General features: G+C 41.6%; 25 protein-coding genes. 5 read left to right on the forward strand and 20 right to left on the reverse strand.

Going from position 1 to position 24,056, the window contains the following annotated elements; genetic code table 11:
* Positions 1 to 74: 74 nt before the first annotated feature.
* A complete protein-coding gene (locus ABTV07_RS13830) occupies positions 75 to 1,526 on the reverse strand; it encodes a spore germination protein (RefSeq protein WP_433751244.1) in 1,452 nt (483 codons plus the stop codon).
* A gap of 138 nt (positions 1,527 to 1,664) precedes the next feature.
* On the opposite strand from ABTV07_RS13830, the gene ABTV07_RS13835 reads away from it, so the two are divergent.
* Positions 1,665 to 2,549 carry a hypothetical protein gene (locus ABTV07_RS13835; protein ID WP_433743142.1) on the forward strand — a complete coding sequence of 295 codons (885 nt, stop codon included), beginning with the start codon at positions 1,665 to 1,667 and terminating at the stop codon, positions 2,547 to 2,549.
* Here ABTV07_RS13835 and ABTV07_RS13840 read toward each other — a convergent pair.
* From ABTV07_RS13840 to ABTV07_RS13875, 8 genes are all read right to left on the reverse strand, one after another.
* On the reverse strand, positions 2,546 to 4,099 hold the full coding sequence (locus ABTV07_RS13840; RefSeq protein ID WP_433743144.1) for a rhomboid family intramembrane serine protease: 1,554 nt from the start codon (positions 4,097 to 4,099) through the stop codon (positions 2,546 to 2,548). The genes ABTV07_RS13835 and ABTV07_RS13840 overlap by 4 nt on opposite strands.
* 459 nt (positions 4,100 to 4,558) lie before the next feature.
* The gene (locus ABTV07_RS13845; protein WP_433743146.1) at positions 4,559 to 4,738 is read right to left on the reverse strand and encodes a hypothetical protein; all 180 of its coding nucleotides are present in this window, start codon (positions 4,736 to 4,738) and stop codon (positions 4,559 to 4,561) included.
* Positions 4,739 to 4,800: 62 nt separating this feature from the next.
* On the reverse strand, positions 4,801 to 5,586 hold the full coding sequence (locus ABTV07_RS13850) for a DUF92 domain-containing protein (protein WP_433751247.1): 786 nt from the start codon (positions 5,584 to 5,586) through the stop codon (positions 4,801 to 4,803).
* Complete coding sequence (locus ABTV07_RS13855; protein WP_433743147.1) at positions 5,579 to 6,142, reverse strand: 5-formyltetrahydrofolate cyclo-ligase; 564 nt, start codon at positions 6,140 to 6,142, stop codon at positions 5,579 to 5,581. The genes ABTV07_RS13850 and ABTV07_RS13855 overlap by 8 nt, the downstream gene beginning before the upstream one ends.
* Positions 6,143 to 6,206: 64 nt before the next feature.
* On the reverse strand, positions 6,207 to 6,356 hold the full coding sequence (gene rpmG / locus ABTV07_RS13860) for a 50S ribosomal protein L33 (RefSeq protein ID WP_114744861.1): 150 nt from the start codon (positions 6,354 to 6,356) through the stop codon (positions 6,207 to 6,209).
* 60 nt (positions 6,357 to 6,416) lie between these two features.
* Positions 6,417 to 6,998, reverse strand: a complete 582-nt coding sequence (locus ABTV07_RS13865) for a hypothetical protein (protein ID WP_433743150.1) — start codon at positions 6,996 to 6,998, stop codon at positions 6,417 to 6,419.
* A 27-nt stretch (positions 6,999 to 7,025) separates the two neighbouring features.
* A complete protein-coding gene (locus tag ABTV07_RS13870; protein ID WP_433743151.1) occupies positions 7,026 to 9,110 on the reverse strand; it encodes a glycosyltransferase in 2,085 nt (694 codons plus the stop codon).
* Positions 9,100 to 9,741: a DUF4912 domain-containing protein gene (locus ABTV07_RS13875; protein WP_433743153.1), complete on the reverse strand. Its 642-nt coding sequence runs from the start codon at positions 9,739 to 9,741 to the stop codon at positions 9,100 to 9,102. The genes ABTV07_RS13870 and ABTV07_RS13875 overlap by 11 nt, the downstream gene beginning before the upstream one ends.
* A gap of 301 nt (positions 9,742 to 10,042) precedes the next feature.
* Between ABTV07_RS13875 and ABTV07_RS13880 the strand changes: the two genes are divergently transcribed.
* On the forward strand, positions 10,043 to 10,399 hold the full coding sequence (locus ABTV07_RS13880; protein WP_433743155.1) for a hypothetical protein: 357 nt from the start codon (positions 10,043 to 10,045) through the stop codon (positions 10,397 to 10,399).
* Between the two features lie 38 nt (positions 10,400 to 10,437).
* Positions 10,438 to 10,902: a hypothetical protein gene (locus ABTV07_RS13885; RefSeq protein WP_433743157.1), complete on the forward strand. Its 465-nt coding sequence runs from the start codon at positions 10,438 to 10,440 to the stop codon at positions 10,900 to 10,902.
* Positions 10,903 to 11,045: 143 nt separating this feature from the next.
* Here ABTV07_RS13885 and phoU read toward each other — a convergent pair whose 3' ends face one another.
* From phoU to ABTV07_RS13935, 10 genes are all read right to left on the reverse strand, one after another.
* Entirely contained in the window at positions 11,046 to 11,705 is a 660-nt protein-coding gene (gene phoU, locus ABTV07_RS13890) for a phosphate signaling complex protein PhoU (protein WP_433743158.1), read from the reverse strand.
* Between the two features lie 15 nt (positions 11,706 to 11,720).
* Positions 11,721 to 12,494, reverse strand: a complete 774-nt coding sequence (pstB, locus tag ABTV07_RS13895) for a phosphate ABC transporter ATP-binding protein PstB (RefSeq protein ID WP_433743160.1) — start codon at positions 12,492 to 12,494, stop codon at positions 11,721 to 11,723.
* A 12-nt stretch (positions 12,495 to 12,506) separates the two neighbouring features.
* Complete coding sequence (pstB, locus tag ABTV07_RS13900) at positions 12,507 to 13,307, reverse strand: phosphate ABC transporter ATP-binding protein PstB (RefSeq protein ID WP_433751249.1); 801 nt, start codon at positions 13,305 to 13,307, stop codon at positions 12,507 to 12,509.
* A gap of 29 nt (positions 13,308 to 13,336) precedes the next feature.
* Positions 13,337 to 14,224 (reverse strand): phosphate ABC transporter permease PstA, encoded by an 888-nt coding sequence (pstA, locus tag ABTV07_RS13905; RefSeq protein ID WP_433743162.1) that lies wholly within the window; start codon positions 14,222 to 14,224, stop codon positions 13,337 to 13,339.
* Positions 14,224 to 15,087, reverse strand: a complete 864-nt coding sequence (gene pstC / locus ABTV07_RS13910) for a phosphate ABC transporter permease subunit PstC (RefSeq protein WP_433751252.1) — start codon at positions 15,085 to 15,087, stop codon at positions 14,224 to 14,226. The genes pstA and pstC overlap by 1 nt, the downstream gene beginning before the upstream one ends.
* A 213-nt stretch (positions 15,088 to 15,300) precedes the next feature.
* Entirely contained in the window at positions 15,301 to 16,203 is a 903-nt protein-coding gene (locus tag ABTV07_RS13915) for a phosphate ABC transporter substrate-binding protein (protein WP_433743164.1), read from the reverse strand.
* 167 nt (positions 16,204 to 16,370) lie between these two features.
* Positions 16,371 to 18,560 (reverse strand): peptidoglycan D,D-transpeptidase FtsI family protein, encoded by a 2,190-nt coding sequence (locus ABTV07_RS13920; RefSeq protein WP_433751254.1) that lies wholly within the window; start codon positions 18,558 to 18,560, stop codon positions 16,371 to 16,373.
* A 239-nt stretch (positions 18,561 to 18,799) separates the two neighbouring features.
* Positions 18,800 to 20,035: an MFS transporter gene (locus ABTV07_RS13925; RefSeq protein ID WP_433743166.1), complete on the reverse strand. Its 1,236-nt coding sequence runs from the start codon at positions 20,033 to 20,035 to the stop codon at positions 18,800 to 18,802.
* 150 nt (positions 20,036 to 20,185) lie between these two features.
* Positions 20,186 to 20,794, reverse strand: coding sequence for a superoxide dismutase SodA (gene sodA / locus ABTV07_RS13930; protein WP_433743168.1), 609 nt, complete (start codon positions 20,792 to 20,794; stop codon positions 20,186 to 20,188).
* Between the two features lie 148 nt (positions 20,795 to 20,942).
* The gene (locus ABTV07_RS13935; RefSeq protein ID WP_433743170.1) at positions 20,943 to 21,425 is read right to left on the reverse strand and encodes a DUF456 domain-containing protein; all 483 of its coding nucleotides are present in this window, start codon (positions 21,423 to 21,425) and stop codon (positions 20,943 to 20,945) included.
* 122 nt (positions 21,426 to 21,547) lie between these two features.
* On the opposite strand from ABTV07_RS13935, the gene ABTV07_RS13940 reads away from it, so the two are divergent.
* The gene (locus ABTV07_RS13940; protein ID WP_433743172.1) at positions 21,548 to 22,327 is read left to right on the forward strand and encodes a DUF1189 domain-containing protein; all 780 of its coding nucleotides are present in this window, start codon (positions 21,548 to 21,550) and stop codon (positions 22,325 to 22,327) included.
* A 36-nt stretch (positions 22,328 to 22,363) separates the two neighbouring features.
* Here ABTV07_RS13940 and ABTV07_RS13945 read toward each other — a convergent pair whose 3' ends face one another.
* Positions 22,364 to 23,584, reverse strand: a complete 1,221-nt coding sequence (locus ABTV07_RS13945; protein WP_433743174.1) for an MFS transporter — start codon at positions 23,582 to 23,584, stop codon at positions 22,364 to 22,366.
* Positions 23,585 to 23,664: 80 nt separating this feature from the next.
* On the opposite strand from ABTV07_RS13945, the gene ABTV07_RS13950 reads away from it, so the two are divergent.
* On the forward strand, positions 23,665 to 24,003 hold the full coding sequence (locus ABTV07_RS13950; RefSeq protein WP_433743176.1) for a hypothetical protein: 339 nt from the start codon (positions 23,665 to 23,667) through the stop codon (positions 24,001 to 24,003).
* The last annotated feature ends 53 nt before the right edge of the window (positions 24,004 to 24,056 follow it).

The following is a 24,056-nucleotide window of genomic DNA, read 5'->3' on the forward strand; positions in this document are numbered from 1 at the left end:
AATGCCGCTGTTGATTTCCGTTCCATGAGAATAAAAAACAGCTCCCTTCATTTCGGGAGCTGCCAAATGCCTGGTCATCGATCGGGATCTTTAGGATGCAGGAAACGCGGCCTTCGATTTTTTAATGGGATAGGCGACCGAAGCAAAACATCCCTGAATGCCCTCATATTAAATGGAATGAACGGCCACATGTATGGGACGCCGAAGGACTTGAGCCTGGTCAGCATGATAATCCATAGGAAGGTGCCAAAGATGAATCCTTTCAAGCCGAATAAAGCGGTGCATATCAGCAAAAAAATCCTCACAAGGCGATTCGCCAGGCTTAATTCGTAGCTTGGCGTGGCAAACGTCCCTATTGCCGCTACCGCCATGTAAAGAATGACATCATTGATGAAAATCCCAACTTCCACGGCCACCTGTCCGATCATCAATGCTGCCACTAGTCCCAATGCAGTACCAAGGGAGGTCGGCGTATGTATAGCGGCCATCCTTAGAATATCAATTCCCAATTCAATCAATATCAATTGAAGCAAAAGTGGAACAGGTCCTGAATCCCCAGCCGCAATGGAAAAGAATTCGATGGGTAAAAGCCCTGGATGGATGGTGAATAAATACCATAAAGGAAGCAAGAAAATGGAAGCCCAGACTGCCAGGAATCTGACAAACCTAAGGTAAGCACCGACTAATGGTTTATTGCGGTATTCTTCAATATGTTGAAGATGATGCCAAAAAGTCGTAGGCGTAATCAAAACACTGGGGGATCCATCCACGATGATGCATACATGCCCCTCATACAAATGGGCAGCAGCCGTATCCGGCCTCTCCGTATATCGGACCATTGGATATGGATTCCAATGCCTGCCCGATACGAACTCCTCGATTGTTTTTTCTGCCATCGGCAATCCATCTGTATCAATTTTCGATAGAGAATTCTTAATTTTTCCCACAAGCTCCGGATCTGCGATATCTTCCAAATAGCAAACCACCACATCGGTTTTTGACCGCCGTCCGATCTGCAAATATTCCATTCTGAGAGTCCTGTCCCTTATCCGTCTTCTGGTCAATGCGGTATTAAACACCAAGGTTTCAACATAGCCATCCCTTGATCCCCTAACGACCCGTTCAAGATCAGGCTCTTGAGGACCCCTGACAGGATAAGTGCGGGCATCAATCAAAATCGCTTTGTCTATGCCATCCACAAAAAGGGCAGTCGGACCTGCAAGCACAGTATCGATCACTTGGTTCAAATCATCTTTCTCTTCTACTTCCACATACGGGATGTACCGCTTCAACAGCATTTCCAGCGGATCATTTTCAAGCTGCCCTTCATCTAGTCCTGCCAGAAGCTTCATGAGATAGTGAAGGATATCGTCTTTCACGAACCCATCCACGAGAAACATGACCATCCTTCTTCCCGCATAGGATAGGTCGAGCTGGATGACGTCAAAGCTTTTATCCACTGCCATAGCGTTTTTCATATATTTAATATTTTCATCTATAGATGAAGAAACCAGCCTTTTTTCCATTTGATACAATATGCGCACTCCCTTACAACCATACTAGCTTCCATCATGGTCAAAGAGGCAGAAAAACATACTAGAAACGTCATATCTGGCATGCTTGGATCATATACTTGTCCTAATCATGGGAAAGGAGAGTCTGCAGTGAAAAATAAAAACCTCCAGATGCTTATGGCATTCCTTCTTTTTATCGTAATTGGCTATTCTATTTTTGCTTCAGCTGATCCTGATGCAAAAGAAAGCATCACCTATTTCCCCATTGATAAGGAAGCTGTATTCCTAAAAGCCTCTAATTCAATCACAATTAAAGAAAATGCTGGTCAAGATTCTTACTCAGCACGGTGGGAAATGGAATCAGAGCTGAATCAGCGAGCATTTTTGAGACAGGACATCGGTTTTCTATACAGCAACGGAATATTGGCGGCAAAAATGAATAAATGGGGCCAGAATATTTCACTCATAAAGAATGGAAGCACCTATAAATCAAAAGAAAGCAGTCTCCTGCAAAGTGTTGGACTTCATTATGCAGAGATTCATAGTAAGGAAAATGGAGACATTACAAGTGCTCAAAGGATGTCTCAAGATCAAGTTTACGCCATCCAATCAAAATGGAGCCGACCATATTCATTTCGCATCCCTTCAAGCAATGAAGAGAGGCAATGGAAGAACATAATCGAACAATTGATGCAGCAAAAACTGGATTATTGGGTAGAAAAAACATCGGAAAAGCTTCCTTTGCAGAAACAAAACAAACAAATATTCTTTTTGACTGAACTTCCATCCTACAACGATAAACCACTTCCAGGCTTTACGAAAAGCCAGTCAGATACCATCATCGGAAATCTATGGGAAGGACTCTATAAAAACTATTTCCTTGGGATCCAATTAAAAAACGGCACTATCGAGGATCCCCTCGGCAGCACCGTCCCTATAATATTTTTGGATAAAAACAAGCGCGAGCTCCTGGTCGTCTTCCTATCCAAATCGGGTGAACCCATTGAATTGAAGCAAAAAATCCCGGCCTATTAATTGGATGAACCTGATAAAGATTCTAGTTGATCCAATAATGTTTTGTATTTTTTATCATCTGAATACTTAAGTGCCTTTTCAACTTCTTGTTTAGCTTGAACATAGTCTCCTTCATCATAGTAAAGAAGCGCAAGGTTATAATGGGCCTCATGGAAGGAGGGCTCAAGCTTCACCGCCTTCTGCAGGTGTTCTTTTGCAGAAGGATACGCTTCCTCTTTCATTTCGGCAAATGATAGGAAGAAGTAAGTGAGCGCATTCCCGTCATGGCTGTTGAGATAGTCTTCCAGGAGCTTTTGTGCATCTGAATATTTTTTATCCTGGATATATTCCTGCGCAAGGATATTCACTGAATCAGGGCCCTGGTTTGCTGCACTGTATCGATATCCATAGAATAGGAAGCCAGCAGATGCTGCCAATGCGATCAGCAAGAAAAGCAGCTGCTTCAATTGTTTTTTTTGCTTGGGGAAATGCACTGTACCCGTCGCGATGAATCCCCCGATCAATCCTCCTATATGGCCCGCATTATCAATTCCTGAAGATGTGAAGCCGAATACAAGATTGATGCCGATGACAACAAGCACGTTTGTCCCCATTGTACGAAAGAACAGATTAGGATAAACAGAACCGAAATAGAGAAGCGCCCCAAAACAGCCAAAAATGGCGCCGCTCGCTCCTGCTGATAAATGATCGGAAAAAACAAAGCTCGCCACTGATCCCGAAAAACCGGCAAATAAGTAAATCCAAAGGAATCGCAGTCTTCCGTATATCTTTTCGACAGCTGGCCCCAAGAAATAAAGGGCAAGCGAGTTCATCAATAGATGAAGAAGACCTATATGCAGGAAGATCGGTGCAAAGAATCTCCACCATTCTCCCTGAAGGATCAATGGATTGTACTTTGCCCCGAATTTAATAAGCGTCTCTGAATTCGTACTGCCTCCACTGATTTCCAACAGCAGGAACATGATCACTTGGATCCCTAAAAAGATGTAGGTGAAAAAAGGCTTCCCGAATTCAAAAAGACCCCGTTCTTTTTCTTCCCTTTTAGCAGAAGTCTGGATCATCGTACGCTGAAGGTCCTCAACTGCCGCAAACTCAGTACTCGCATCGATAGAAATAGGAGAGGAAGGCTGCAATAATGAATTCAATTGGTGAACTCCATTTTGCCAATCATTCATAAGAATCATGATCGTCTCTACCTCAACTTTTTGATCTGAAGAAGTAAAAGGCTTTTCCAGCCTGAATTGATAGTCATCAACAGGAGGGAAATCTGATATATAGACATTCTGGACCCTTACATTCCTTTTATGAAAGGCTTTCCTGATGTTCTCGCCATTCCGTGCCGTCCACTCTATTTCCTGCTGGAGCCTGTTGCTCCAATCCACATCATGATTTGTAAGCCTAATGATGGGTGCCTGTTTTTGAGAGACATTCTCCATCCATATTTCATTCTGATTGCTTGATATCTTCAACAATCGATAATTATTTTTTTCAATCAATTCATAAGCGATTTTCCAAAAAAGCCACTCTTTCTTCACGTCCAACCCATTCACTACTTTCCACCCATTTTCATCAGTCAGGGCGTTTTTCTTTTACTATACAAAAGAGGACAGAGACGTGTAAAGCGATAGGGTGATAGAAAAGCGGAAGCGCCTCGATCAGCCCCGACCAGCATAAGACGGAACTCGAAGGAAATCCTGATTTCCGTAGAGGTGCGGCTTATGACTCGAGGGGCTAGGCGCTGGAGCTGGACAAACAGAAAAGCGGAGCCGGCTGGTCAGAGGCGCAGAGGTTGGACTGAAGCACCACGAGATAAAGGAAACACGGCGAGCCAAGCGAGTCGATGTTGACTTATCGTAAGTGTGCTGAAGGAAACCTCCCAGCCTCTAGCCGGCGGAGCTGGACAAAGAAAAGCGGAAGCGCCTCGAACAGCCCCTCGAGCTGAACAGAACATCACTTTGAATTGTTATACTTCTTAGCCATAAAAAAAAAGACCTGTATCTTCTACAGGTCTACAGGAAAGTGCTTTGAATCATTTTTGAACGGAACCCAGGGATATTCATGGCAAATTTCACGATCAATTTACGCAGAATGAAATTTCCCAGCATGACGTTCATTACACGATACCTGTATCGATAAGCAACCACAAACAATAGAATCGGAATCGTCCATTTCCAAAGTCCATTAGACATTTTCATCCCTCCTGACGTTATTTTGCAGCAATATGGGAGAAATATCCGATAGACTTCAATTTTTATAAAAAATAAATGAGCAAAACCAGAAGGCCCGCCAGGAGTGGGGATACAAAATTCACAGTTTCATTATTCACAAACTTCCACCCTTTTATTTTTTGGGTGGTTCTGCTGCAATGAACTGGTTTTTCTGTTTTCAATTTACATTCCGTGCATTGATACTCCACTTGCAGATAGGCTCCAAAAATTGTGTCAGCCACACTGCCCACAAAACCCGATAATGTAATCCCAATCAATGCAAAAGCCCCTATCCCCCAAAATAAGGCCAGGCTGATCACCGCAATGAATGCTGCTCCAACCAGAGCAGCTAGAGTTCCAAGCAATGACACTGCGCCGGATGTACCCTTTTGGACTAAGCGGAATGATCGGATCGAGTAAGGTTTCCCCCTGCTAAGTACCCCCAATTCTGATGCCCACGTATCTGCATTCGCTGCAGCAAGACAGGCACAGAAGCAAATCAGCCAAATCTCGTGCGGATCAGAGACATTGGCCATGCTGAATATAGCTGCAGGTCCGCCGTTTGCAGCCACTTGCTGCCAATCTCTTTTGGATCCTTTGGCTGTAATCTCTTCCACCTGATTTTTTTCCGAAGCCTTGTAGCGGGATAATAGACTGGATGAAAGAAAAAAAGCTCCCAATAACAGCAAGCCTCTTATACCGAATGCAACAGCGATGATTTCCCCGCAAACAAAAGCTGCGGCACCACCTGAATAAGACAGGCTGGAAGTCTTTATTCCGGCGATGCAAATGATGATAATAAACAGGGATAATAGAATAATCTCAACCACGGCAATCAATAACTTCTCTTTCCACTATGATTTTATGAACTGGTATATCAAAACTTTCAAAAGGGAGTGAATCCACGATTTGTTCTTTGAATGCCAGAGAAAGAGCCGCACCTTCATAATCGGATAAATACCGGTCAAAATAACCTCCGCCAAACCCAATTCGGTAGCCATTTTTTTGATAAGCCAACCCCGGTACGATCATTAGGTCGATATCCACTTTAAGAATAGGAGATGTAGATTCTTTAGGCTCATACAATCCAAAGAAGACACGTTCTAATTCGGTGAAAGTTGTCAATTGTTTAAAAACCATACCTTTATTTTCGGGGAGGCATTTTGGCACAGCTGTCCTTTTCCCTTCATCCCATGCACGTTTTATGATGCTCCATGTATCAAGTTCCGGAGAATTCGATACGGTAATCCCGATTGTTTGGGCATTTTTCCATTCAGGCGTGCTGAACAGTGTGCTTGCTGTCAAATAGGATTTTTGTGCATGTTCAAGAAAGGATAGTGCATCAAGTTTCTTTTTGATTTCTTTTCTTATTTCTTTCTTATCCATTTGTCCGATCCCCTTTAAACAGAAAAATATGTAATAAAAAAAGCAGTGGGAGGATCCCAGCTGCTTACTTTGTTTCGCGGTGTAATGTAACACGCTTTTCTCTTGGGCAATATTTTTTAAGCTCAAGACGATCAGGGTTGTTACGCTTGTTTTTTGTAGAAATATAGTTACGCTCGCTGCAATCAGTGCAAGCCAAAGTGATATTTACACGCATGATTTTCCCTCCAAACTCTAAATTGCATTCTTCTACTATTCGTACGACTTTTATATAATATCACTTTTTTATTTTAAATGCTAGTCCGATTTTAAGACCTTCACTGATTTTTAATAAATCATCGATTTCTTCTCCCATTAAGGACCAAATTGCACCTTCGACCCTTGAAAATCCTTGGCATGAATAATCAAAACACAATACACTCGCCGCTTCCCCTTTAACAATGGGCTGATAGGCAGCAGGATTCATAAATAATTCAGGCAGGCTTCTTTCTTTCATAATAGAGAATGTATTTTGCCTCGTAAATGCATCATCCATTTTTCCGTCCACCAGGTATACAAACCCTTCAAGGAAATGGACACTGTGTGAATGCTGCGGAGGAAGCAGCGCGACATGGTCCTTTTCACAATCAATGGGCTCGTTGATAATAAGGAGTTTGCCTTTTTTAAGTTCCGGTGTGTTGTTTTCAATCGAAATGGCCAGCATCTTTCCATCAGGAGAAAAGGATTCATTCAAACATACATCAATTCCATTTATTTTTGAATTCGTGGCTGCATCATATATATGACCCGATTCCGCTTCCATTAAATAGACCTTCATGTTTAGCTGATGTGAAAACTCAACTGCTCTCGCCGTCGTCATACATTGCCCCCCTTTGCGCTAATTCTTTTATTTCACTTGTACAGGATCCTGCACCCGAACCTTCAACCATAAATCTTTATAAACGTCAATCGTCTGTGTACTGATTCGATCCCATCCAAAAAGCGAATCAGCCATTTTATAGGCATTCTCAGCTAATTTCTTTGATAAAGACGGGGACTGTATCAGCTCGGATATGGCTGCAGCCAATTCTATGCTGTCATCCGGTTCAACCAACAGACCTGACACACCGTTTTGAATGATCCCTTTTAGCCCGCCGGTATTGGACACAATCAAAGGTGATTTTGCGGCCATAGCCTCGAGAGCAACAATCCCAAACGGCTCATATAAACTCGGAAAAACAGAAACAGATGCCATTTGAAAGAGTCGATTTTTTTCTTCTTCTGTTATGAATCCTGGGAACTGAACAAAATCCTCCAGGCCCCGGTTTGAGGCCATCTGTCTGTAATGGTCTAATAATGGGCCCTTTCCTGCAAGGATAAAACAAATAGTGGAGCGTTCATCAGCCATTTTTTCTGCCGCTTCCATCATCGTCTGGAACCCTTTTTCTCCCACCATCCTGCCAATGGAAAACACTAGTTTCCTTCCATCGATCCATGTATCAAACCGACAGTCACCTTGGGGATCATTCCTTAATGAAGAAATCTTAATGCCGTTTGGAATCATGTGAGATTCCTGAAGATTGAATTGCTCCCTTACTTCTGCTTTCATATAGTCGCTGCAAACAATCACTTCATCAGAGAGATGAATCAGTTCTTTCTCTTTTTCATTTATAAATGACTGGATTTCATTATGGATGCCGTTATTTCTTCCATATTCCGTGGAATGAATGGTAGTGACAAGAGGAAGCCGCAAATGCTTTTTCAAATACCCAGCTGCAGAAGATACCAGCCAGTCATGGGCATGGATGACCTGAACGGATTCTTTATTGATTATCTTACATGCTGTTTGTATCATCTCTATATTTAAACCAGCTACCCAATCAATAAATTCAGGCTCATTTTCATGGATCGGACACACGCGGTATATATGAAGACCATCAACTTTTTCAAATTCAGGGAGGCCGTGTGATCCTGCTGTCAATACGATTACTTTTATTCCCTTATTGCGCATCCCCTCTGCGAGTTCCGCCACATGCTTTGATAGTCCTCCTACAATATTCGGCGGATACTCCCAGGACAGCAGAAGGACCGTCAAAGTGTCAGAATACCCTCCTTCTCCGTTTGAATCCTGTCGTTCTTCCTCACAGCGATGAATCTTCATTAAATCCAGCATTTCCTCATCTGAGAGAATGGCATTGCCGCTCTCCATTCCCAGATAAGTAAATCCAGGCATAGCTATGGGCCATTCTGTATCTTCCAGCATCATTTCAGAAAACAGACCGGAATAGTCTAACTGAAATATCTCTGCATGTTCATTTGGTGTTTTCCTTATTTCTTTAATTGCCATGATCTTCAAGCCTTGAGGAGTTTGGATAAAAGCTGGCTGAGGATTCCTTTTCGGCTCTGCCATTTCAGTCCCCATCTTTTCTACAAAGACATATTGAATGCCATTTTCGATTAATTGTTGTTCTATGCTTGGCATAAATGAACATCTTGGAAGCCAAAACCCACTTGGTTCATCTTGAAAAAATTCTTTCCATAGAGACTTTGATTGGTGAATTTGTTCTTGAATGGAGTTCCTGGACTTATAATGTGTAAAAGGAATCTGCTTAATAGCCGTCGGCACACAGATTGCTTTACCTCTGCCCATAAAACTCTTAATGGCTTCAACAATATCCCTCTTATGATGAATCCATTGAGAATAAATCTCTCCCATTTCTTGTTTTGAATAATGGCTTGTCCCTTTGAAGGATCGCAGCATCCATTCTTCCGCATTTAATTGAAATTCTTCATCCACAAAAATTTGTAGTTCCTTAGGATTGATCACCAAAAATATCAGTTGCTTTTCACTATTTTCAATCTCGTACAGAGTCTTTAAATAGGAAGCTGCCAATGAGCCTGCATACGCCCTCTTATCAGAAATATCCATTGAATGATAATCAAGGCCTGTCTGTTTAAAAACGATAATTTCAACAACTGATTCAGCATTCATTGGCGCCACTCCCATTTTTCCCATATTGATTCAGATGGCCGCTGTAATAAGAATAGGTACTTACATTTGCCTCCCATTCCGGCTCGTCTGAAAACCTGTTTCTTTCCGCACCAGCATCAGTTGAAAGAATGGAGATGCTTTCAGACTTTAGAAGCGGAAGGAAACGGCTATTGGCGATCAAACAGACCAGCTCGATATAATAGGTATCCCCAGGGGTCAATTCCCTTAGAAACCAATAATCAGCACTCGGAGGAATCATGATTTCTTGAATGAAACCGTCTTTCCTTCCAGCATTATAAATACGAAGGACAAAGACAGATCCCACTTTTTCCCTTCCATAATAATCAACCACCGCACCCGTCAATCTTTCATCTAAATGCCAATGGCAGAATACCCTTGTCCCCGAAGAATAAAGGACATGCAGATAATTCCCGGGAGTTGATGGTGCTTCCCCCATACTCCTCACCTTTCCGATCCTCATTTTCTTTGCCGGACCACTTTCTTGTGATACAGATCCTTTTTGATGCTTCAGCCAGCTATATTGGACTTTTCCCACTGTCATATTCAGTTCTTTAGCTATTTTTCGAAAAGATAGTCCCTGTTCTCTTAATTCTTTAATCTCCTCTATCATTTCATCACCCTGCTTATCAGAACATTTTAAATTATTTTGTATTTTAATCGTACCACCTTCGCCAAAAGGCTACAATGAACGCATTTTGTCGGAAAATGTTCGATATCGATGCACCGCTGAATAACAGGTAGAAAAAAATTTCTCCTTCCCCTCTCACCCCTTCATTCGACAATTTCCCCTTCTATCCTGAAGAGTAAAATCGACAAAAAATCTTCTATTCTCTTCCTGTACAGGAAATATAGAGATTTTTGCCGAGCTATGCTATAAATAAAAGAGGAAATATCAACAAAGGAGACTTCAAATGGAAAATATTTTAATAGGGCTGTTTATCATTGCAGGTCTCTTGTTTATCCTTTCTTTCTTTCAAAAGGACAAAGTGAAAATGGTAGAAAAAGAGGTAGAGGAACTTTCCTTGAACTTTTATCAGGAAACGTACCAGTTAAAGAATCGAATGAAAGTACTTGAAGAGGAAATTTTAGTAGAAGGAAATGCTGTAGAATTCAAACCTGTCAGACCGCTGCGAGGGAAAAACAGCAGCAAAGTAAATGAAATTCTCAAGAATCAAGTTCTTGCCCTCCATAAACAAGGTCTGGATATTGAACAAATTTCCAAACAATCCTCACTTTCACTTGCGGAAATCAAGGAAATCATCAAATAAAAGCCAATTCATGGCCAATTGTTAGGAGCTTAAGTAGAATGGACAAGAGAACAACCCGCTCCTTTTCAGCAGGCATCATTTTTGCCATTCTTGCCATCTTTATCATAATGGAATTTTTCCCTTCTGCCGTAAAGACAGATGGTGCAGAAGTAAAAAATTCAATGAAAGAAAGTGATTCGTGGGTAAAAAAAGACACCTATGACACACTGCTGAAGGAGAATTCTGAATTAAAAACAGAACTTAAAGCATTAAAGGACGGCAGCAAAGAGAGTAAGAATGACGCAGCCAAAGTCATCACGAAATATCGGCTTGTCATACACAGCGGCATGACGACAGCAGACATCAGTTCTGAACTGGAGAAGGCCGGGATTGTCAAAAACGGGGATGAATTGAATGACTATCTGATTGTTCACAAGTATGGACAGATCCTGCAAATCGGAGAATATGACCTCACAAGCGATATGGACGATGAGCAAATCGCAAAAATCATTACAAAATCATAAGAAAAGCACGCCGGAGCGGCGTGCTTTTCTTATGATCCAGCGCCTAGCCCCTCGAGTCATAAGCCGTACCTCTACGGAAATCAGGATTTCCTTCGAGTTCCGTCTTATGCTGGTCGGGGCTGTTCGAGGCGCTTCCGCTTTTCTTAAGCATTTAAGTCAAATCGTTTCCCTGTCACGAGGAAGATGACGTTTTCGGATATATTTGTCGCGTGATCAGCCACCCGCTCAATGTAGCGGCACGTAAACGCGAGCTGAGTGATTTGATTGATGGCAGTTGGATGATCAGGAATGTACCCCATCAACTCCTGGATGAGTTCACCATACATTGTATCAACCGCATCATCTTTTTCTGCTGTATCCCTGGCGAGGCTGACATCCTCTGAATAGAATGAAGCAAGTGAAGCTGACAGCATATCTAACGCCATTTCTGCCATTTTTGGGATGTCTACGATATTTTTAATATGCTTTTCTGTACCGATATGAAGTGTAGACTTCGCAATATTTACAGCCATATCCCCTATTCTCTCTACCTCGGATGAAACTTTAATAGCTACGATAATTTTTCTTAAATCAGACGCAACAGGTGATTCTTTTGCAATAAGGGCCATTGCTTTTGCATTAATCTCATCATCCATACGGTCGACGATATTATCGCCTGCTATAAGTTCCTTGGCTTTTTCAAGGTCTTGAGTCTTCAATGCTTCAATTGAATCCCGCAAAGCCTTTTGTGAAATATCGGCCATTTCTAAAAGAAGTTCTTTTAGCTGCTTAAGGTTTTGATCGAAATTTGTCCGTACATTCATTTTCTATCCCATCCTTTATCCGAATCTGCCACTCACATAATCCTCTGTTCTTTTATCTTCAGGATTAGAGAAAATTTTCTCTGTTTCATCCATTTCGATAAGTTCCCCCATAAGGAAAAACGCAGTCTTATCAGAAACGCGTGATGCCTGCTGCATATTATGGGTGACCATTACAATCGTGTATTTCTCTTTCAGTTCAAGTACAAGCTCCTCTATTTTCATTGTAGAAATCGGATCCAAAGCAGAGGTCGGTTCATCCATGAGCAAAACTTCCGGCTTTGTAGCCAGAGCACGAGCGATGCATAAACGCTGCTGCTGTCCGCCGGATAAACCGAGAGCAGGAGCATTCAGGCGATCCTTGACTTCATCCCAGAGAGCCACATCTTTCAATGACTTTTCTACGATTTCATCCAACACACTCTTTTTCTTTGTTCCATGGATCTTTGGTCCATAAGTAATATTATCATAAATCGACTGGGGAAAAGGATTTCCTTTTTGGAATACCATTCCAACATTTTTCCTTAATTCAACCAGATCGACTTTATTGGAAAGAATATTTTTACCATCAAATAGGATTTCACCCGACATTTTCACATTGGGAACCATTTGTATCATTAGATTCAATGTCTTAATGAAAGTCGATTTCCCACAGCCTGATGGTCCGATAATTGCCGTCACTTCGTTTTGTTTGACATCAAATTGAATGTTTTTTAGCGCCTGGCTGTTTCCATACCACAGGTTCAGATCATTCACATTAAATACCTGTTTTTGTGCTGTAGCTGAAATCATTCTTTTTCCCCCTTAACCAAATCGACCGGAAATGTATTCTTCTGTTCTTTTCACCGATGGATTTGTGAATATGGTCTCTGTATCGTCATATTCAATCAGGTCTCCGTTATAGAAAAATGCAGTCTTATCAGATATACGGGACGCCTGGCCCATGTTATGGGTGACAATGACGATTGAATATTCCTTCTTCAAATCCAGGATGAGCTCCTCCACTTTCGCATTTGAAATGGGATCAAGTGCAGAAGATGGTTCATCCAAAAGCATGACAGACGGTTTCATGGCAATCGTCCTTGCAATACACAGCCTTTGCTGCTGGCCTCCAGAGAGGGATAAGGCGGACGAATGCAAACGATCTTTCACTTCATCCCAAAGAGCCGCTTTTGTCAAACTTTCCTCAACTGCATCATCAAGGATGCTTTTCTTGCGGATGCCGTTAAATTTCAAAGCATGAGTGATATTTTCGTAAATCGACTTCGGAAACGGATTTGGCTTCTGGAAAACCATACCGATTTCTTTCCTAAGTGCAACCACATCTATTTTTTCATCGAGTAAATTAACATCATCATATAAAATTTTGCCTTCGCTTCTGGCAATGGGAATAAGGTCATTCATACGATTGATGCTTCGTAGGAATGTGGACTTCCCACAACCTGAAGGACCAATCAATGCGGTCACGGCATTTTTTTCTATATCCAATGAAATAGAATTCACAGCTCTCTTTTCACCATAAAAAATACTTAGATCCTCAACCTTTAAAATATTTTCTTGCTGACTATTTTTTCGATCAGTTACTTCACGTTTTATCTCCGTCATCAGAGTGGACATTTTTATCACACCTGTTCTTATTTATTTGCTGTCATTTTTTTATGAACCATGCTTCCGATCCAACGTGCTGACAAGTTGAAAACCAGTACAGCAATGATCAATACCGCAGAAGCACCTGCTGAAATTTCTTTAGCATCTGGAATCAATCCTTGAGTATTAACTGCCCAAATGTGGACGGCCAATGTTTCTGCCGGCCTGAAAATATTCAATGGCGAAATTGGAGAGAATGGATTCCAATCCATGTAGTTCAATCTCGGTGTTGATAGACCTGCAGTGAAAAGTAATGCTGCAGCTTCTCCAAATACCCGCCCTGATGCCAAAATGGCTCCTGTCAAAATGGAAGGAAACGCAGAAGGAAGCAATACTTTTTTAATCGTATGCCAGTGAGTAATTCCAAGCGCTAGGCTTGCCTCTTTTAAATCGTTTGGAAGATTCCTGATTGCATCTTCGCTAACACGCACCATGACAGGCAGGTTGAATACAGTAAGGGCTAATGCTCCTCCGATAATTGTATATCCCCAGCCTGTTAAATTAACAAACATCAATAAACCAAACATCCCGATGACAATGGATGGGAGAGAAGCAAGGACTTCAATGCATGAACGGATTGTGTTTGTCACTTTACCGGGTTTTGCATATTCAGCCATATAGATCCCCCCGCCCAAACCAAGCGGTACGGTGATGATCATTGTAATGACCAATATATAAATGGAGTTGAATAGCTGATCACGAATCCCGCCGCCTGCGCGGATGGAGCTTGAAGGGGATGTGATGAAACTCCATGAAATATGAGATACGCCGTTGACTAATATATATCCAAATAAACTTGCCAGGATGGTAATGATAATGACTGCAATGAGCCCGAATACCCCTGTGGCAATGCGATCTGCGACTTTGCTGTTCATTATAATTTCCTCCTTGACGCCAGATAACGAATAAGCAGAATGAAGCCGAATGACATGATCAACAGGATTAAGCCCATGGACCATAATGTGTTATTCTCAACACTTCCATATGTGGTATTACCCATATTCAGAGTAATGATTGTCGTTAACGTCGCTGCCGTATCTAAAATGCTCGTTGGGAGATCACGTGAATTTCCGATGACCATTTGAACAGCCAATGCTTCCCCAAACGCTCTTGCCATCCCTAGAACAATGGCGGTTAACAATGAAGGCAGTGCAGCAGGAATCAATACTTTTTTGATCGTCTGCCATCTTGTTGCACCTAATGCCAGCGATCCTTCTCTAAGGTTCTTAGGCAAAGTTGCCATTGCATCCGTTGCAATCGTTGTGACTGTCGGAAGGATCATTACGGCAAGGACGATTGTTCCTGACAAAAGGCCAAACCCCAAACCGCCAATATGGTTGCGAACAAATGGAACTAATACTGTAAGTCCTATGAATCCATAAACGACTGAAGGAATACCGACTAGTAGCTCTACGATGGGCTGCAGTATTTTTCTTCCCCAGGAAGGTGCGATTTCAGTCATGAATATCGCTGCGCCGATTCCAAGAGGAGCTGCAATGATTGCTGACAGGACCGTGACAGCAAAAGATCCAACAATAAACGTCAGAGCACCATATTCCGGATTCTCTTTCAAAGGATTCCAATCGGAACTGGTTAAGAATTCAATTGGATTTACACCATTTTTAATAAATGCCTGCAATCCTTTTGTGCCTAAGAATATCGTGATGGCAATCGTTGCTGCAATCATGATGATGGCACATAGGGTCACTAGCATTCTTCCTCTGAATTCCCCGTTCATTTTCGTCTTACTCGATTTTAGTAATCTTTTAGAAGCAGGAACCGTTTTTTCCATTATTATTACACCCCTAATACAACATTAGATCTGGAATAGGAATATCAATTAACTCCATCACTATTCCAAGGATCTGAAATAAACTCATGCATAAACATAGATGGAGGGTAAATGCTTGCAGCATTTACCCGCACCTTGTTTATCAACTTTTTTCAGTGATTATTTGTTGCTCATTTTTCCTTCAGCATCACGTTCTACCTTCATTTTTGATGCTGCAATGTAGCCTTGGTCTGGAACTAGGTTTTCTTGTACATCTTTACTCATCATATAATCGATGAATGCTTTAGCAAGACCGTCAGCTTTTCCTTTAGTGTAAGAATGCTCGTATGCCCAAACTGGGAATTTACCGTTTTGAACATTTTCATCAGTCGGTTCTACACCATCAATGGATAGTGGAGTTGCTTGGTCACCTTTCAGGTAAGAGAAAGCAAGGTATCCAATTGCACCGTCAGTTTCGTTGATGATCTTCAATACTGTATTGTTTGCATCTTCAGTGATTCCTTCTGCAGGAGTAGCACCATCCAATGCGTATTTAACGAAAGTTGCGCGAGTACCAGATGAATCCGGACGGTTTACAAGAACGATTTTTTGATCTTTTCCGCCAAGTTCTTTCCAGTTTGTGATTTTTCCAGTGAATACTTTGATTAGATCTTCTTTTGAGATATCTTTAATGCCTACTTTAGGGTTTACTGCTGCAGTCATACCAACAACTGCTACTTTATGATCTTCCAATTGGTCAGCTGGAATTCCATCCTTCTCTTCAGCAAATACATCAGAGTTTCCGATTTGTACAGATCCTTCTGCTACTTGAGAAAGTCCTGTTCCAGATCCGCCGGCATTTACTTGAACATCAACGCTTGGATTATCATTCATGAATTCTTCAGCTGCTGCTGCAACCAATGGCTGCATAGCTGATGAGCCAGAAACCACTAATGAACCTGATAATTTTTTTCCGCCATCTTTATTGCCGGAAGTTTCATCTTTAGCTCCGCCGCATGCTGCTGCAAAAACTGCTACCATTGCGACCATTAAAATCAAACCGAATTTCTTTAGGTTTTTCATTTCTTTATTCCCCCTAAGGCTATGGTTGTTTTGTCCTACGGTTATTAGATTAAACGAGGACTATTAATTTGGTTTTAACTAAATGTTAAGCTTTTGTAAATTCGACAAAAACTTAATCAATTTTATTTTTCCCATAACATAAAAAAACATCCGGCATTTGCCGGATGTCAATTAGACGAATCGTTTTGCAGGGCACCACTGTCATTCTCTTTTCTTGCTTTCGCCTGCCCTTTTTCGACGTCATCAATATTTTCTACCTTTTGGATGGAAGTCGCTTTGTCCAATCCTTTTTCTTGACGTTCTTTTTTAATATCAAAATAAGCATCAAGGATTTTTTTGCCGATATTCGTATTGGTCCTCGGGTTTCTTGGATCATCTTGATATGCCCAAGGAACCACTACGGAGAAGGCAACTTCCGGATGGTCATTAGGTGCGTATCCTGCAAGGGTCAAATTCCATGTCATCGGAACATCTTTTCCTGCTTTGACAAAATCCTGGCGCTTAGGGCCATCATACAACCCTTCAGCCGTTCCTGTTTTGGCAGCTGGCTTATAGTCAGTTGGATGTGAAGAAACAGTACCTGCGTAAAAAGCCGAGTAGGCTGTACCACCCTGTTCCTGTGCAACTAATCTAAATCCTTCTTTGACATGATCGATCCAGCTTGGCTTCATATCCAGTCGATTAAGCACCTTAGGTTCAACTTCTTCAACAATCGGACCCATTTCCCCGGACTTTTCAACCGGTTCCCTGATTTCCTTTACAATATGCGGCTGCATCCGATAGCCCCCATTCGCGATGGTAGACATGTATTGAGCCAATTGTAAAGGAGTATACGTGTCGAACTGGCCGATAGCAAAGTCAAGCAGAAGTCCAGGTGCCTGAGTATAACCTTCATAGCCGACCTGTTCCCCTGGGAGATCGATGCCCGTCCTCGAACCCAGCCCGAATTGTTTAAAGCTGTTTCTCATTGTGTCAAATGCGTCCATATTGATATGAAGCGGTTCATTCGGCCTGTAGACGCCTCCGCCGATTTTAATTGCTGTTTTAAACATGTACACGTTTGATGAAAATTTCAGTGCCTGCAGATCATTGATCAAACCAAAATTCTTGTAGGAACTTTTCTCTTTCGTTCCTTTAATCAATAATGGTTCGTCAAAAATTTTCTGGCCCGGCTCCAATGCACCGGTTTTGTAGCCTGTCAGAACAGTGGCCCCTTTGACGGCGGAACCCATTGCATATGATGTAGTGAAATTTCCTAAAGAAAAGTCATTCAAGACAGGCTTTTTCGTTTTTTCATCGATTTCATATTGTTTTCCGGCCATGGCCAGTATTTCACCTGTATATGGATCCATCATGGTGACAAATGCACGATCCAACAGCTCATGTCCCGGCGTTGATTTGGCTTTCATCAATTCATCTTCAATGATTTTTTCCACTCGTTTTTGAAGTTCGATGTCAATGGATAAAACAAGATCTTTTCCTCTTTGTCCATCAGTTATCGTCTCAGTATCTATCACATTTCCATCTTTATCCGTGACATTCTTCACTTTGGCTTTAGTTCCTTGCAGGACATCTTCATATTGCTGTTCAATATAACTCGTCCCAACCCTGTCATTGCGGCTGTATCCCCGGGCTACATAGTAGTCGGCAAGTTCACGTGGAAGTCCTTGGTCCGAGTTGGATACTTTCCCTAATATCGATTTCAAGGTAGTCCCATAAGCGTAATAGCGGTCCCAGTCCGTTGTGATATCGACTCCCGGAAGAGAACTCAAATGTTCACTGACAACGGCAAACTCCTTAGGGGTCACTCCCTTATTTTTGATAATTTGAGGAACCAGGTTATATCCGCTGATCATCTCCCTGTAAATGGCGAGAATCTCCAAATCAGATTTGGAAAGGGACTTTAATTCTTTATCTGTAATTCGATCGAGCTGGAGTTGATAAAGCTCCTTATCATCAATTTGTTTATTTTGAAATTTTTTCCGTTCTGCATCTGTAATTTTTTGCTCAGCAAGTTTGGGATGCTTAAGAATCCAATAATCCTTTTTTTCCCTTTCTGTCACTTTATCTGCAGGCTTATCGATAAGCTTGGCTAATTTTTTCGCTACATCTAATTCTTCTTCCTGTGTTGTCGATTGTGTCCTCGTATATGTAATTGCATTTAATGGCGTATTGTCGACAACGGCCTTCCCATTTGTATCAAATATCTTTCCTCTAGGTACAGATGTATTGACAGTTACATCTTCTGTCCGTTGGATTTCGCGTTTAAAGTCTTCACCAAACACAATCTGGACAACACCCAGCCTTAAAATCAATGAGGAAAACAGCAAAAAGACAACAAAAAACAACACATTCATCCGAAAAGGAACATGTGTCTTTTTCTTCTTTTTCGTTTTTTTCAATCTATACAATCCTTCCTTCGTTAAAAATACAAGGGTCTATTCCTCATTGTAAAAGAAATACATGCGATTTTCTATAGTCGAAAGGTTCTTTTACTCTGCATATATCTAGCAAATAAGGCAGTTCCCATCCAATTTTTAAAAAAGGCGGACATCCTTCCGATCTTCCATTTCAGGAGTGTCCGCCATAACCCGCATTATGTCCTGGGCGAAGGAAGTGGTTCATCAAGATGAACTTTCCTTATAAATAAGTAGATGCAAGCATGCCCCGCTCCAAGAATGGCAAGGAGAATTGGGATGCTCTTTGCTTCATCAAATTGAGTAACAGCAATTATGAACATTATTATGGATGTGATTCTCCCACCATTTAAAAACAATTCCCTCACGACAATATATTCAATCCTCATTTCAGCTGCTTTCCACCCTCTGCCAATGACATCATAGGTTGTTGAAATATAAGGGACGAGCAGCATCGGGTAGGCAATTGCAATCGTTCCCGCGTATAAAAGGAGCCTTGGGTAGGTCACATTGAAAATAATAAGGAAAATCGCTCCATACAAGATCAACCCGCCGAGCATGATTGCCCGTTTCCTGTAATGCTTTTTGATGATACGGGATGCAGCATAATAAGCAATAAAGGAAACCCCGGAATTGATCAATCCAAACGTACCAAGTGCGAATTCACTTTTTGTCGTAATGAATACAAAAACTGAGATGATAAATAAGAATGTACCTTCCCGAAGTCCTTGAAAAAAGTGGGCGCTCGTAATCAAACTCCAGTTTTTGTTGTATTTTCTTTCTTGCAGGATCCGCCTGAATAAGTATTTCCCTTCAGATGGCCGCCTTCTCAAAGAAAAGCTCAAGACCACCGCCAATGAAAAAAGAAACAAGGATATGCCAAATACAATTGTATACCCTTTATAGGATATAAACCTCGAAATGATGGCCCCAGCGAGTACAGGGCCGATCATCCCTCCAGCAGAAGTCAATGTCCCTAAAAATCCATTAAAGAAATCCCTCGTTTCAGGTTCAGTTATCTCAAAGGTCAAGACATTGAATGCAAGCCAGTAGAAGCCATATCCGACACCTAAAAGCGCCCCGAGAACAAATAAATAATGTGCAGCATGCTCACCTACCAAAAGCACTACGATATAAAACACGGCCAAAAAAATGACCCCGATCCTGAGAACGATCACCCGGTCTATTTTCTTGGCCCACCTCCCTGCCAGGATAAAGGTCAGAGGCTGAAAAATGACAATGCTTAAATTATATATCCCGAGATCCACAAACTCTCCAGTCTGCTTCCACAAATAAATATTCACAAACGTATTGGATAAAGAAATGCTCAAGGAATAGATGCCGCCTATTAAAATCAGCAGCGTTAAATCCTTGGTCAATTCCACTTCACCGGTCCATCTAAATTTTTTGCTCATAAAAAACTCCCCTTTTTCTTCAAACTTAGGGTTTGAAAGATAAGGGTCACTTATTCAATGACGAGGGATTTGCCATAAAAAGGGGAATTTAAAAATGCAAAAAGCTGCCCGCCAATTGATTGACGAACAGCCATTATTCATTAATAGGAATTATTTCGCTGCTGCGAAACGTTTGTTCACTTCATCCCAATTTACAACATTCCAGAATGCTGAAATGTAGTCAGGACGACGGTTTTGGTAGTTCAAGTAGTATGCATGCTCCCAAACGTCCAAACCTAATACTGGAGTTTTACCTTCCATCAATGGAGAGTCCTGGTTAGGAGTGCTTGTCACTTCCAACTCGCCATTGTTCACAACAAGCCAAGCCCAGCCAGAACCAAAACGGCCAGCTGCTGCAGCTGCAAATTCTTCTTGGAATTTGTCGTAGCTGCCGAATTTGCTGATGATAGCTTCAGCAATCTCACCAGTTGGAGCTCCTCCGCCATTTGGAGAAAGGATCGTCCAGAATAAAGAATGGTTTGCATGTCCGCCGCCGTTGTTGCGAACAGCAGTGCGTGCGCTTTCAGGAACTGCATCAAGGTTGGAAACAAGGTCCTCGATAGATTTGCTTAATAGCTCATCATGTCCATTTAATGCATCATTCAATTTTGTTACATAAGTATTGTGATGCTTAGTGTGGTGAATGTTCATTGTTTCTTTGTCAATGTGAGGCTCTAATGCGTCATAAGCATAAGGTAATTCTGGTAGTTCGTATGCCATGAATAATTCCTCCCTTTATGTAGTCGTATTTTTTCCGAATAAACATTCGGCTGTTTCATCATAAGATTACCAAAGTTGGATGAAACGTTCAAATAAAATGCACAGCCGAAGTCATATTTAGTTTGTGAAAATAAGAATCCATTATTCATCAGCTTACTTGGAAGATAAAATAAATGATCATGACGACCTGGATGATCCCTTTCGTGAAAACGCTGCTGATAAAACCGATCAATGAACCAAGCCCGATTTTCAAGGATTGTTTAAATGAAGTCTTATTGACAATCAACTCTCCCAGGACCGCACCAATAAATGGACCTATGATGATACCCGCCACCGGGATCACAAACGGACCTGCTATCATCCCGATTGTACTGCCCCAAATCCCGGCTTTTGTCCCTCCGTATTTTTTTATGCCGATCATATTTGCCAGATAATCCGCTCCAAACAGCAAGATGACAAATAAAATCTGCACCGTCCAGAACAGCCATGAAAAATCCTCAAAGGAAAAGAACAAACCATATAAAACATATCCGCCTAAGATAAATAGCACGCTGGGGATTACAGGATAAACCAGCCCGATAAAAGAAATGATGAACAAAATGATGACGATGCCCCAATAAACCCAATCCATGCTTTCAACCCTCTTTCACTATTCATACTATAGCCATATCATACAGGAAACGAGTCTATTTAGAAAATCCTTGCTAGTTAATCCTTCCAGAGAATAAAATAAAATAGAGATTATCAAAGGATGTGTCATATTTGAATATTTTTAAGCAGTTCATAAAAAGCTTATACTCACCAAAAGATATTGCTAAGTTTCGTTTTCAGGGGATTGGGAAAACGATTCTGTACATATTTTTGCTGATGCTCATTTCAGTCATCCCAGTTGCTTATCATTTCACTGCCATGACTGTTGCAGGGCTTGAAGCCGGACAAAATACTTTAACCAAAGATCTGCCAGATTTCACAATTGACGGAGGACAGCTTCAATCCGATTCATCGAAGCCGGTATTTGTTAAAAAAGACGGCATGACCATCGTCCTTGATTCAACTGGCACTGTAACAGATAAAGAATTGAAAGAAAAAGAAAACGCAATCGGATTATTACAAAGTGAAGCTGTGATTACGGCAAATGGGAAAGTCCAAAAATATCCGTACTCCACTTTTAACGGACTCCATGTCACAAAAAAAGACATCTCGGGCTTCCTTCAAAGTTTTAAAGACAACATCTGGATCATTCTGCCGGTCTTGTTCCTAGTTTATTATTTATTTGTCAGTGCTGTCGGATTCATTAAAGTTTCCATCTTTGCACTGATCGGTACAGTTCTAGCAGGCATCCAATCCAAGAAATTACCTTATAGGCAAAGCTATAGGATCACTGCATATGCCATCACCCTGCCGACAATTTTCTTCGCATTGATGGATCTGCTTAAGACAGCTGTCCCTCTTGGGGCCGTATTGGACTGGGCAGTGATCATGATTATGCTGACCCTTGTGATCAAGGAAATGCCAAAACCAAAAACCAAGTAGCAAGTGGCGCCATGCATTAATCAGCATGGCGTTTTTTCAAATGAATCGTTTCCTCATCCTGCTCCATCCCCTCCATCCATAATTCCTGAACCTGAAAAATGCGTAAAGTATTATAGAGAAGATAGAAATTAGGAATGTGTACAGAAACATTTTATGTTGGCTCGTTATCCAGGCACCATAAACGATTGGTCCTAATGCGACCCCAAGGAACCGTGCAGTTCCATATATGCTGACTACCAGTCCCCTTTCTCCATCATCCACGCTGGAGGTTATGATTAAATTCAAGGATGGGAGGATGAAGCCAAGCCCGCTAAATGCCACTGTAAGGAAAAATAGCAGGGCTGAAAACGAAGGAAATAGAAGGATGCACCCAAACATGAAAAACTGAACGATTGTCCCCATCAATAAAAATGAGCTTTTTTTGCCAGGATCGGTCTTTATTTCCTTTCCTGTCCAATAAGAAGTCAATGTCAGCGCCCCTAAAGGGAACATAAATGAAAACCCTTTAAAGAACCCGTCAATATGGTAGGTATCCTGAATATGGTATGAAAGGAAGTAAAGCAGGCCAAATAATAAAAACAGCCCGATCCCCCCCAATAAAAATAACGGAATAAGGATTGCCGCTTTCTGGATAAAAACGTTTTTTAGCTTGCCGGCATATTCCTTCATGCTTTCGAGCTCTTTTCCAGCAGCGTGTGTTTTAATGTTTTTTCTTATACCCCAATAGGAGAGCCCTCCAACTAGTGGAAATACCCAGAAGACTGCTTCCCAGGAAATCATCGCTGCTGCAGCACCGATAATGGGAGCTGCGACTTTTCCAACCCCATTGTAGACTTCAAGGATCCCTAACGATTCCGCTCTTTCCCCGCCTGTAAATAAATCTCCTGCCAAAGCCATCGCCAATGGAGTGGTCCCGGCTGCTCCTGCTCCTTGTATGAATCGTCCAGCCAATAAAACCTGAAGACCGTATCCAGGAAAATAGCCGGCTGCAGCACAAACCACACTTCCTGTTATGATGAGCCACAAAGATATGGCAATCATTTTTTCCCTCCCGTATCTGTCAGATAAAAAACCTGCGAAAGGAATGATGATGGCCGCTGGGAAACTGAACAAGCTCAATACAAGGCTTCCTTGTCCCTTCGTTAAATTCAATCCTTGTTCAATAGCAGGAAGAATAGGAATCAACATCGAATTACCTAATACCATAAGAAATGGCAGCAGCCCTATAAAAAACGTCAACTTCTGTAATCTGCTCATAATTTATTATCACCTTCACGTCATTATTAAGGGGGACAAGCATATCTATATTGCAAGTGAAGCATGGGAGGATTATAGAAATGAAGAAATTATTGTCATTGTTCATTTTCATTATTCTTGTCTATAGTGTTTATTATGATATTAAAATCGGCACTTTACCCACCGTTTCTGCCGTCTCTGCAAATAGCCCGATTCAACAGGCGGAAGCTCCTGTGAAAAAAGATCCTGATCAACCGGCTATAAAAGAAGTGCGGGTGAATGCAGGAGATACTGTCCTTACAATCGTCGAACAGCTGCACAACGGCCCCATTCCAGTCTCCATAGACCAGCTCATCAAAGACTTCACTGAATTAAACAACGGCATCAAGCCGGAAGCCATTCAAATCGGAAAAGTATATTCTTTCCCTGTCTATCCTTGACCATTACATCCAATAGGCTATTTTCGCATCCAATTTCTTGTCAATCACTGCAT

The sequence above is a fragment of the Falsibacillus pallidus genome, assembly GCF_050990905.1.
Classification (GTDB): Bacteria; Bacillota; Bacilli; order Bacillales; family DSM-25281; genus Falsibacillus; species Falsibacillus pallidus_A.